Raw genomic sequence first — 11,335 nt, forward strand, 5'->3', positions numbered from 1 at the left:
CCTGCCGCACCGGCTGCTGCCGCCCCCAGCCGGATTACCGTCGACGCCGCCGGGATCGATGTCGCAGTTCTGGCGCTGAGTCCTACCGGCGCCGACCTCGCAAGCCAGTCAATCGTGCCGCCCTTCACCGACGACGGCTACTGGCTGACGTCGTACGGCGCCCCCGGCGGAGGCAGCACCAACACCACCTACATCACCGGTCACAGCTGGGAGGGCCGTGAAGCGCCGTTCGACCGGTTCAGTACCGACACCGAGGTGGGGGACACCATCACCGTGACGACGGACACGGGCACGCTGGACTACGTCGTGGACACCATCACCACGCACGATAAGGACTCCCTGAAAACCAGCGAGATCTGGAACATCGTGCCGAACCGGCTCGTCATCATCAGTTGCTACACCGAGGATCCGCAGGGCAAGAACGTCGTCGTCAGCGCGTCGCCAGCCGATTCCTGAGCATCCCCGGACGAACGCGACAGACACGACGACGATTTCCGCTCCGCGGACACGTGAGCAGGCCCGGGCTACCCAGTGGTGGTTCCGTACCGGACGGCCGTCTAGTGTGGATGAGCGTGAGCACATCTGCACCGAACGTCCCATCCGATCCATCCCTCGAAACCCGGATCTTCGCCGTCGCGGCCGACGACGACGCCACGAGCGCGGGCAGGTTCGCGCGCTGGCTGAACGCCGAGAACACCGGGTTCCATGATCCGCGCGTCGAGGAGGGGGACCTCCCCGCCTACATCGAGGCCTTCTCCACCGACCGGCGCGTGATGTGGGGCGTTCATGATTCCGCAAGGGTCGAGCACTCCCTCGGCGTGGATGCGCCGGTGGCGACGTACGGCTCGATGGTCAACGGCCTCAACGTGGGCGGCGGCCGCATTCTCGACGCCCATCTCATCACTGCAGTCACGGTCCAGGCGAGCCATCGCAGGAAGGGCATCCTCCGGGGCATGATCACCCGCGACCTCACCGAAGCGGCGGGCCGCGGACATGCCGTCGCAGTGCTGACGGCATCCGAGGCGACCATCTACGGGAGGTTCGGCTTCGGCTGCGCAACCTTCGAGTACGGCGTCGAGGTCGACGTCCGCGAACGGTTCGCCCTCATCTCGCCCCCGACCGGGCACACCACGCTCATCGCGCCCGAGCACGGGGTCGCACTGAGCGCGGAAATCTTCCAGCGGTTCCAAGCCCGCACTCCCGGCTCGGTGGGACGCCAGTTCGCGTACCCCCGACGAGCATCGGGGATCTGGGGGCGTGACCGGCCGGTGGAGGACAGGGCGGTCCGGATGGCAGTGCACTACGACGACGACGGAACACCTGCGGGTTACGTCTCCTATCGTTTCCTGGGCTGGGACACCGAGCCCTACACCATGAAGATCGTTGACCTCGTGGCATCCACCGACTCCGCCTACCGCGAACTGTGGCGCTACCTGGGGAACCTCGACCTGGTGCAGCGCATCACCTGGGGTGGCGCACCCGGGAACGACCCGCTGCCATGGGCGCTCCACGACCGGCGCTGCTATCGGCACACCGGAACCGAGGACGTGCTGTGGGTGAGACTCCTCGACGTCGTGACCGCGCTCGAGGCCCGGCCGTACTCCGGCGACGGCCGGCTGGTTCTTGACGTGACCGACACCCTCGACCTGGTCGGGGGAACCTACGTCCTGACCGTGGTGAACGGAGCGGCGGTGGTGGAGCGGGTGGCCGCAGCGGCATCGCCCGATGTCACGCTCGACGTCGCCGCGCTCGGGTCGCTGTACCTGGGCGGGGTAGCGCCGTCGGTGCTCGCGGCGGCCGGCCGGCTGACCGCCGCCGATGATGTCGTCGTCCTTCTGGACCAGCTGTTCGCCGCGCCGGTGGGCCCCCATTGCATCACGCATTTCTAGGGACTTTTCCGCGTCCCCATGCCCTGCCCCGCTTTGACTGGCCTTGCCCGCTGAAGCTAGACTGAACGGGCGCGTAGTGCGCTGCGTGGTGCCCGGCTTCGTCCTGGTAACCGACGCGCGCTACCTATAAGGCCGTTTCAGGTTTTATCCAATCTGTCCGCTTCCGGCCATGTCGAAATGTCCGGATTAAGTAAATATTCCACTACGGAGCCCCACCTACATGACCATCACCACCACCGAGAAGCAAGGTACCCCGCAGGTCGCGATCAACGACATCGGTACCGCTGAGGACTTCCTCGCAGCCATCGACGCCACCATCAAGTACTTCAACGACGGAGATCTCGTCGAAGGTACCGTCGTCAAGGTCGACCGCGATGAGGTCCTGCTCGACATCGGTTACAAGACCGAGGGTGTCATCCCTTCCCGTGAGCTGTCCATCAAGCACGACGTCGATCCCGGAGATGTCGTCTCCGTGGGCGACCAGGTCGAAGCTTTGGTCCTCACCAAGGAAGACAAAGAAGGCCGTCTGATCCTGTCCAAGAAGCGCGCTCAGTACGAGCGCGCCTGGGGCGACATCGAGAAGGTCAAGGAAGAAGACGGCGTCGTCACCGGTACCGTCATCGAGGTCGTCAAGGGTGGACTCATCCTCGACATCGGTCTGCGTGGCTTCCTGCCCGCTTCGCTGGTGGAAATGCGTCGCGTGCGGGATCTGGCTCCGTACATCGGCCAGCAGATCGAAGCGAAGATCATCGAGCTCGACAAGAACCGCAACAACGTTGTGCTGTCGCGTCGTGCCTGGCTCGAGCAGACCCAGTCCGAGGTCCGCTCGACCTTCCTCAACAAGCTCGAGAAGGGCCAGGTCCGTCCGGGCGTCGTGTCCTCGATCGTCAACTTCGGTGCGTTCGTGGATCTCGGCGGCGTCGACGGACTCGTGCACGTCTCCGAGCTGTCCTGGAAGCACATCGACCACCCGTCCGAGGTTGTCGAGGTCGGCCAGGAAGTCACCGTCGAGGTTCTCGAGGTCGACCTGGACCGCGAGCGCGTTTCGCTGTCGCTGAAGGCCACCCAGGAGGATCCATGGCAGACCTTCGCCCGGACGCACGCCCTGGGCCAGGTTGTCCCGGGCAAGGTCACGAAGCTTGTTCCGTTCGGTGCGTTCGTCCGCGTCGAAGACGGCATCGAGGGCCTCGTGCACATCTCCGAGCTTGCAGTGCGCCACGTTGAACTGGCAGAGCAGGTCGTCTCGGTCGGCGACGAGCTCTTCGTCAAGGTCATCGACATCGACCTCGAGCGCCGCCGCATCTCCCTCAGCCTCAAGCAGGCCAACGAGGGCGTCGACGCCGACAGCACCGAGTTCGATCCGGCGCTGTACGGCATGGCTGCCGAGTACGACGAAGAGGGCAACTACAAGTACCCCGAGGGCTTCGACCCCGAGTCCAACGAGTGGCTCGAAGGGTACGAGACCCAGCGCGCTACCTGGGAAGCCCAGTACGCCGAGGCCCAGTCCCGCTGGGAGTCGCACAAGAAGCAGGTTGTGCAGCACGCGTCCGACGACGCCGCTGCGGCATCCGAGCCTGCCGAGTCATCCAACTCGACGAGCTACTCCTCGGAGCCGGTTGTCACCGACACCGGTTCGGGAACGCTCGCGTCCGACGAGGCACTCGCAGCACTGCGCGAAAAGCTGACCGGAGCGTAAGCATCCGCCGTTAGTTGCATCAGGAAGAGCCCTCACCGTCCGGTGGGGGCTCTTTTTGTCGGGTTTTGTAGGGCGGCGCGCCCCGGATCCATCCAGTGCGCAGTAATGACGGGTTTTTCGGCTGTGGGCGGTAAGTGCTGCGCAGTCGATGAGTGTTCGGGGCCGGAGTCCGGGGTCCGGAATCCGGGTTCAGGTCAGCGGTCGCGGGTGGAGCAGGTCACCGTGAACCTCGGGGAGCGGGCGACCTGACGGGTGGGGCCCACGAGGGATGCGAGCGCCTGTCGGTACTGCAAATGGCTGTTCCAGACCGTCCACAACTCACCGCCCGGAGCAAGCACCCGGCCGGCGTCGGCAAACAGCTTGCGGGCGATCCCCGTATGGATGGTGCCGCCGATATGGAACGGCGGATTCAGCACGATCAGCTGCGCGGAGCCGTCGGGCCGTGCGGACAACGCGTCGTCCCGGACCACGTGAACACGTCCCGAGACACCGTTCGCCTGTACCGTCCGGAGCGCCGAGGCCACAGCCGATGACGACTGGTCAGTAGCGATCACGCGGAGGGATGGACGGAGCAGGGCGAGGTAGGCGGCGATCGCCCCGTTGCCGCAGCCCAGGTCGATGGCTTCATCCGCCGGTCGCGCCTGGGCAAGGAATGGCAGGAGGAAACGGGTCCCCGCGTCCAGGGCGGCCGCTCCGAAGGTGCTGCCGTACGCGTACAATTCGAGCTCGCGGCCCAGCCCGACGTCGTGCGACGCGGTGACGGGGAAGCGGGACGGGAGGCTGCCGAGGGGGCTGGATGCACAGATCACCCGCGCCTTCTGGCGCGCCAGCCCGGCCGTTACCGTCCCGAAGTAGCGCTCCAGGACGCCGTTCATGCTGACACTCATATGCTTGACCCGACCCCCCGCAAATACGACGACCTCGTTGCCGGCGAACGAGACGATCGCGCAGGCCATCTCGTCCAGGGCGTCGAGGGACCGCGGAAGCTGGAGCAGCACAGTCCGGGCACCCTGGAGCAGCTCAGGTCCCAGGCCGTGCGAGGAGTAGTCCTGCTGCAGCCCGAACCGGGCGGCGTTGACGGCCAGGGCGCGTTGCTGGGACAGCGCATCCTGGTGTACCCGGAGGTCACGGGCGCCGAATCTACTGATGGCGCCGAGCGTCAGTGCACCGTACCGGTCACCGATGGTCACGATACCGTTGGGATCCGGGCTCAGGCGGGCCGCGGAGGAGTCAAGCAGCAGACGGTCTGCGGCGTCGTGGGCCTGGAGGTTCGGAGCTTCGACATCCGGTGCGCGGGTGAGGAGTGAAAAGTCGAACCGAGTCACCGGTCGACCCGCCGTCCGACGAGAACGGGCTCGGGCACGGGAATGAAGCGTAAGCAGTCGACCCCGAAGCGGCGTCCGCCAAAGACGGTCGGATATGCGGTTGCCGTACACCGGGAAGCAGTCATCCCTGCAATCCTAGACGGCCGGGGAACTGCTCAGCTGTCGGGGTGCTTCAATGCCTGTACAGCATGGAAGGAAGAGCTTGCCGTCCGCGGAATCGGCTTCATACGCTTCAGGAACTGAAGGCACGCCCCATCAAGGAGGACCACGTGAACCAGTCTCCCCGGCACAACGACCTGCCCCTGGCGGATTACGACCACATTCCGTTGAGAACGCTTCCGACCCGCATCACAGGATTGGACGAAAACGCCCTCGGGGTGTTGCTGTCATCCGAGCAGCAGCACGGGGACAGGCTTCCCGTGAAGCTCGTCCTCGAGCAGCGGTTGCAGGCTGTACGTGACGGCGCCGCGTTGTCGGACAACGCTGCAAGCAGCATGCCGGAGGTGAGCCAGTCACGTTCCGGATCGCCGGTTACCCCGGCCAGCTCGGGCCCGCCGATCAACCCGCCGTCGCAGGGAGACCCGACCAATCCCGCCCAACCCCGCTAGGCCGGCGCCTCCGCCAGAAGCCCCTTTTCCTCGACCAGTTCGACCGATAGTGTTCGGTACCCCACGCTCTCGAAGAGGACGGTCACCGTACCCTCCTCATAGCCCATGACCACCCCCGGCCCCCACTTGCTGTGCTGAACGCGCGACTGCAGGGCATACGGGTACTTCGCGGCGTCCGTGGAATCGGCATCGCCGGACGCTCCACCGGACGCTCCATGGGAGACGCCGGAGACGCCGGAGACGCTGGAGACGTCCTTAGAGACGCCACCTGCGCAGTTGTCGCAGTTCCCACAGGGACCATCCAACTCGTCACCGAAAAAGGCCAGCAGGAACTGCCGCCGGCAGGTCCTCGTCTCGGCGTAGCGCCGCATCATCTCCACGCGGGACTGGTCGATCAGCTCGCGGTGCTCGGCCTGCTCGACGGCGGCCTGCACGGCAGCTTTCGTCGAATGGTCACCTGCCGTGTACCCGCCGGTTCCATCCTCGATCATGCCCGCCAGCTCCAGAAGGTTGAGCAGCCCCGCGAGTTTGCGCTGGCTGAGACCCGACAGATCCCGGAGCTCCTTGACGGTCACTGGGCGGTCCTGCGCCCGAAGAACGGCGAACAGTTGCGCAAGCTCGGCGGGGTCGGCTGACTTGGCCGCGAAGAAGCGCCGCAGGGACAGATCCTCCGGCCGGTAGTGCAGCCACGCGAGGGCATCCAGCCCGTCCCGGCCTGCCCTTCCGATCTCCTGGTAGTAGCTGTCAAGGGAATCAGCGACATTCTCGTGCAGCACGAAACGCACGTTCGGTTTGTCGATTCCCATGCCGAACGCGGTGGTGGCCACGACGACGTCGAGACCTCCGTCGAGGAATGCCGCGTGGACCTGCTCACGGTCGCTTTTGCGCCTGCCGGAGTGGTAGGAATCCGCGCGCAGGCCGGCGTCGGACAGCTCTGCCGCGAGGAGCTCCGCGGCCCTGCGCGTGGCGCTGTAGATGAGCCCGGGCAGCTGGAGCTGGTGGACCTGTTCCACGACGGCCTTCCGTTTCCATGCGGCATCGGTGTGCTGTTCCACCTGCAGGAACAGGTTCGGGCGGTCGAAACCCGTCACCAGGGTCAGCGGTGATTCGACGCGGAGCCTTTCGGCGATCTCCTGCTGCACCGGTGTGGAGGCCGTCGTGGTCAGCGCCAGCGCGGGGCAGTTCAGAGACCTGACGAGCGAGCCCAGCTGCAGGTAGTCGGGCCGGAAGTCATGACCCCAGGCCGAGACGCAGTGCGCCTCGTCGATGACCAGCAGGGAGACGTCGAGCGAGCGCAGCTTCTTGGCGACGTCGTCGCGTGCTGTCTGCTCCGGCGCGAGGAACAGGAACTTGGCGCGCCGGGACTCGTCAGGGTCGGACGCAGCGGCCCAGGCCTCCTCCCGGTCGGCATCGCTGAGGTCGGAATTCATCACGTACGCGCGCCGCGTCCCCGTGCTTTCGTTGATCGCCTCGGCCTGGTCGTGCTGCTGTGCGATGAGCGGCGACACGACGACGACGACGCCCGGCAGCACCATTGCCGGCACCTGGTAGATCGCCGACTTGCCGAAGCCGGTGGGCATGACGCAGAGGGCGCTGCGACCGTTGACCACGGCATCCATGGCGGTCAGCTGACCCGGACGCAATTCCTTCCAGCCGAAGATCGACGACGCCGTCTCCTCAAGGTTGCGCAGCGAGCAGCTCACGATGTCCCTTTCCCCTGATCAATGAATTTCCAGCGTGGGGGCCGGCAAAGGACCGGAAAGGAGGTATCGGTGTTTGACAAAGGGGTGACGGGTTAGGGTGGGCAGATGCTCAGGGTGGGGTTGACCGGAGGAATTGCCGCGGGAAAGTCGCTGGCTGCACGGGAGCTGGAGAAGCTGGGGGCGGTGGTGGTCGACGCCGATGCCATCGCCAGGGAGGTCGTGGAGCCCGGCAGGCCGGCCCTTCGGGAGATCATGGCGGCGTTCGGGCCCCAGGTGCTCCTTCCCACCGGTGCCCTCGACCGCGCTGCCCTGGGCCGCCGGGTGTTCGGGGATGCCGCGGCACGGGAGCAGCTGAACTCGATCGTCCACCCCCGCGTGCGGGAGCGGGCCGCCGGGCTGGTCGCGGAGGCTTCACCCGGCTCGATCATCGTCGAGGACATCCCACTGCTCGTCGAGACGGGTCAGGCGCCGCGCTTCCACCTCGTTCTCGTCGTCGACGCTCCCGAGGAGCTGCGGGTGCAGCGGATGGTCTCCCAGCGAGGAATGACCGACCATGCCGCGCGTGAGCGGATTGCCGCGCAGGCGTCCACGCCGGAGCGGAACCGGCAGGCCGACGTCGTTGTGGACAACACCGGCACACCGGACGCCGCACGGGAGATGATCCGGGAGTTGTGGCGCTCACGGCTCCTCCCGTTCAACCGCAACCTCCTTGCAGCGCGGCCTGCCGCCCGCTGGACGCTGCACCCGGTTCCCAGCGATTCCGCCTGGGTTGGGCAGGCGGAACGAATCCGCGCGAGGCTGCTGGTGGCCGATGAGCGCATCGTGCGCGTCGAACACATCGGTCCGACGTCAGTGTCCGGCTCCGCTGCCGTGGATGTCCTCGACTTCCTGGTGGAGATCGACCACCGCGCCGATCTCCCCGCGGTGTCCGTCTCCCTGGGCGCGGCCGGCTATCCACCCGCAGCGACGACGGCGACGGCGGGATCCACCGACGGCGCTTCGGGAGAAAGGCTCCATGCCAGTGCGGATCCCGGCCGGCACGCGGACCTGCACCTCGTGGTCGTTCCGCCTCCAGCAAAGCGGCCCGGAATTGTCAGTGGCAGGGGCTAACGTTGAATCATGAGTCTTGCGCAGGATATCAAGCGGGTCGTAGCTCCCTTCGAAGTCATCAGTGACTACACCCCCGCGGGCGACCAGCCCACGGCGATCGCGGAGCTGAGCGAACGGATCAAGGCCGGGGAGAAGGACGTGGTCCTCCTGGGCGCGACGGGCACCGGCAAGAGCGCGACGACGGCCTGGCTGATCGAGCAGGTCCAGCGCCCCACGCTGGTGATGGTGCAGAACAAGACGCTCGCGGCGCAGCTCGCCAACGAGTTCCGGGAGCTTCTGCCGAACAACGCGGTGGAATACTTCGTGTCCTACTACGACTACTACCAGCCCGAAGCGTACGTACCGCAGACCGACACCTTCATCGAGAAGGACTCCTCCATCAACGAGGAAGTGGAACGGCTCAGGCACTCCGCCACCAATGCGCTCCTCACCCGGCGTGACGTCATCGTGGTGGCTACCGTGTCCTGCATCTACGGCCTCGGCACTCCCGAGGAATACATCAACAAGATGGTGACGCTGCGCAGGGGTCAGCACAAGAACCGAGACGAACTGCTGCGCCAGTTCGTGGGCATGCAGTACACCCGCAACGACATGGACTTCCACCGCGGCACTTTCCGGGTGCGCGGCGACACCGTCGAGATCATTCCCATGTATGAGGAGCACGCGCTCCGGATCGAATTCTTCGGCGACGAAGTCGAGAACATCTACACCCTCGACCCCCTGACCGGGAACGTGATCCGCGAGGAAGAGGAGATGTACGTCTTCCCTGCGTCGCACTACGTTGCCGGCCCGGACCGCATGTCGCGCGCGATCAAGGCCATCGAGGACGAACTGCAGCAGCGGCTCACCGAATTCGAATCCCAGAACAAGCTGGTCGAGGCCCAGCGGCTGCGCATGCGCGTGACCTACGACCTCGAGATGATGGAGCAGATGGGGTTCTGCAACGGCATCGAGAACTATTCACGCCACATCGACGGCCGCGATACCGCCTCCGCTCCCCACTGCCTCCTCGACTACTTCCCTGACGACTTCCTGCTCGTGGTCGACGAGTCGCACGTCACCATCCCGCAGATCGGCGCCATGTACGAGGGGGATGCGTCCCGCAAGCGGACCCTCGTGGACCACGGGTTCCGCCTGCCGTCGGCCATGGACAACCGCCCGCTCAAGTGGGACGAGTTCCTCGACCGGATCGGCCAGACGGTGTATCTCTCCGCCACTCCCGGCAAGTACGAGCTCGCCAAGGGGGACGGCTATGTCCAGCAGATCATCCGCCCCACGGGTCTCGTGGATCCCGAGGTGGTCGTCAAGCCCACCAAGGGCCAAATCGATGACCTTCTCGGTGAAATCCACACCCGGGTGGAGCGCAACGAGCGCGTCCTCGTGACCACGCTCACCAAGCGCATGTCGGAGGACCTCACGGGGTACCTGCTCGAACACGGGGTGAAGGTGGAGTATCTCCACTCCGACGTCGACACCCTGCGCCGCGTCGAACTGCTGCGCGAACTGCGGATGGGCACGTTCGACGTCCTGGTCGGCATCAATCTGCTGCGTGAGGGCCTCGACCTGCCCGAGGTGTCACTCGTCAGCATCCTCGACGCGGACAAGGAAGGATTCCTGCGCAGCTCCACCTCGCTCATCCAGACCATCGGCCGCGCAGCCCGCAACGTTTCCGGTGAGGTGCATATGTACGCAGACCGGATCACCGACTCGATGGCCCACGCCATCGACGAAACGAACCGCCGGCGCGCGATCCAGGTGGCCCATAACCTCGAGCACGGTATCGATCCAACCCCCCTGCGGAAGCGGATCGCCGACATCACTGACACCATCAACCGTGAGGACGCCGACACCAGGGCCCTGCTGGAGGCGGCGTCGAAGGGCAAGAAGTCCCGCGGCAAGGCGGTGCGGCATGACGGACTGGCAGCGGTCCCGGCCGAGGACCTGACCGACCTCATCCAGCAGCTCACTGACCAGATGCATGCCGCGGCGGCCGAGCTCCAGTTCGAACTGGCGGGCAGGCTGAGGGACGAGGTGGGGGATCTGAAGAAGGAACTCCGCCAGATGCAGTCCGCCGGGCACGCCTAGAAGGTGCAGACGAAGCCGGTGCCGGAGAAGCCGCCGGCTGATGAAAGCGCGTTCCTCGAACTCCGGGTCCACGGAATCGGGGAGGTCGAGTACCTCAACAGTCTGTCGACCCCCCGGGTGACACGGATCAACCAGTGGGTGGAGGTCGCCGAAGCGCCGATCCTGCCGCGCCACCGGTTGAGGCTCATCAACTGGTCCCGGTCGAACCGGAAGCGCACGGGGTTCCTGTGGTACCTGGCCTTCCCCTTCACGCTGGCCAACCTCGCGGGCAGGATGACCGACGGACGGGAGGGCCGCACCGGGCGTGCCTGGTGGGTGGTGCAGCTCGGCTCGCTGGTGCTGACGCTCAGTTCCCTGGCGTGGCTCGTGGTGCTTCTTGAAACGGTGGTGGTCCACCTTCCCCTGCCGGCCGTGGCTGCGGCCGGCCGACTTGTTCCTCTCGTGGCGACGGCGGTCCTCCTGGCGCTCCTTGCCGGCAAGTGGTTCCTGGTGATCCGGCGGCAGAGGGGAACCTCCCACCGCGGGCCGGTCACGATCCTGGTGCACGGCGCGGTGATCATCTCCGGGGGCGCTGCGCTCGCGTGGCGGCCGCCGAGTGAGTTCGCCTACTCGGGGTGGCCGTCCTCGGAGGGCGCAGACGGAGCGAGGCTCGACGCGATGGCACTGTGGATCGCGGCGAGCCTTGCCGTGGTGCTGACCCTCCCGCTGGTGTCGATAGCGCTGCACGCAGCGGGCGGGCGGCACAGCCGGCGTCCCCTGGTGCCGGCCGCTGGTGCGAGCGGCCTGCTGATCGCTGCGCTCCTGCTGATGCACTCCGTGTACGCGCTGGTGCGCCTCGTGCTCGACAACCTGCTCGGCTACCTCGTCCGGCTGTTCGATCTTGCCCCGGTCGGCGCGGAGGCCGGCCTGCGTGTCCTGC

At 66.3% G+C, this 11,335-nt stretch carries 9 protein-coding genes; 7 read left to right on the forward strand and 2 right to left on the reverse strand.

What is annotated here, in order from left to right; genetic code table 11:
• The 3 genes from Y704_RS24270 to rpsA all read left to right on the forward strand — a co-directional run.
• Positions 1 to 456: sortase (locus Y704_RS24270; RefSeq protein ID WP_026548784.1), on the forward strand; the 456-nt coding region annotated here is incomplete at its 5' end.
• A gap of 116 nt (positions 457 to 572) precedes the next feature.
• Positions 573 to 1,889 carry a GNAT family N-acetyltransferase gene (locus Y704_RS0101250; protein WP_253904182.1) on the forward strand — a complete coding sequence of 439 codons (1,317 nt, stop codon included), beginning with the start codon at positions 573 to 575 and terminating at the stop codon, positions 1,887 to 1,889.
• A gap of 220 nt (positions 1,890 to 2,109) precedes the next feature.
• Positions 2,110 to 3,585 (forward strand): 30S ribosomal protein S1, encoded by a 1,476-nt coding sequence (rpsA, locus tag Y704_RS0101255; RefSeq protein ID WP_026548786.1) that lies wholly within the window; start codon positions 2,110 to 2,112, stop codon positions 3,583 to 3,585.
• A gap of 194 nt (positions 3,586 to 3,779) precedes the next feature.
• Here the strand turns inward: rpsA and Y704_RS0101260 are convergent, their stop codons facing one another.
• A complete protein-coding gene (locus tag Y704_RS0101260; RefSeq protein WP_026548787.1) occupies positions 3,780 to 4,910 on the reverse strand; it encodes a class I SAM-dependent methyltransferase in 1,131 nt (376 codons plus the stop codon).
• A 269-nt stretch (positions 4,911 to 5,179) separates the two neighbouring features.
• On the opposite strand from Y704_RS0101260, the gene Y704_RS0101265 reads away from it, so the two are divergent.
• Positions 5,180 to 5,518, forward strand: a complete 339-nt coding sequence (locus Y704_RS0101265) for a DUF8129 domain-containing protein (protein ID WP_026548788.1) — start codon at positions 5,180 to 5,182, stop codon at positions 5,516 to 5,518.
• On the opposite strand, the gene Y704_RS0101270 is transcribed toward Y704_RS0101265, so the two are convergent.
• Positions 5,515 to 7,221, reverse strand: a complete 1,707-nt coding sequence (locus Y704_RS0101270; protein ID WP_026548789.1) for a RecQ family ATP-dependent DNA helicase — start codon at positions 7,219 to 7,221, stop codon at positions 5,515 to 5,517. The two genes, Y704_RS0101265 and Y704_RS0101270, sit on opposite strands and share 4 nt — an antisense overlap.
• A 105-nt stretch (positions 7,222 to 7,326) precedes the next feature.
• Here Y704_RS0101270 and coaE point away from each other — a divergent pair, with 105 nt between their 5' ends.
• The 3 genes from coaE to Y704_RS0101285 all read left to right on the forward strand — a co-directional run.
• A complete protein-coding gene (gene coaE / locus Y704_RS18045) occupies positions 7,327 to 8,331 on the forward strand; it encodes a dephospho-CoA kinase (protein WP_051476576.1) in 1,005 nt (334 codons plus the stop codon).
• 9 nt (positions 8,332 to 8,340) lie between these two features.
• Positions 8,341 to 10,416, forward strand: a complete 2,076-nt coding sequence (gene uvrB / locus Y704_RS0101280; protein WP_026548790.1) for an excinuclease ABC subunit UvrB — start codon at positions 8,341 to 8,343, stop codon at positions 10,414 to 10,416.
• Between the two features lie 18 nt (positions 10,417 to 10,434).
• A partial coding sequence (locus tag Y704_RS0101285) for a hypothetical protein (RefSeq protein ID WP_026548791.1) occupies positions 10,435 to 11,335 on the forward strand: 901 nt, incomplete at its 3' end.

The organism is Arthrobacter sp. Br18 (assembly GCF_000520555.1).
Taxonomy (GTDB): Bacteria; Actinomycetota; Actinomycetes; order Actinomycetales; family Micrococcaceae; genus Arthrobacter_D.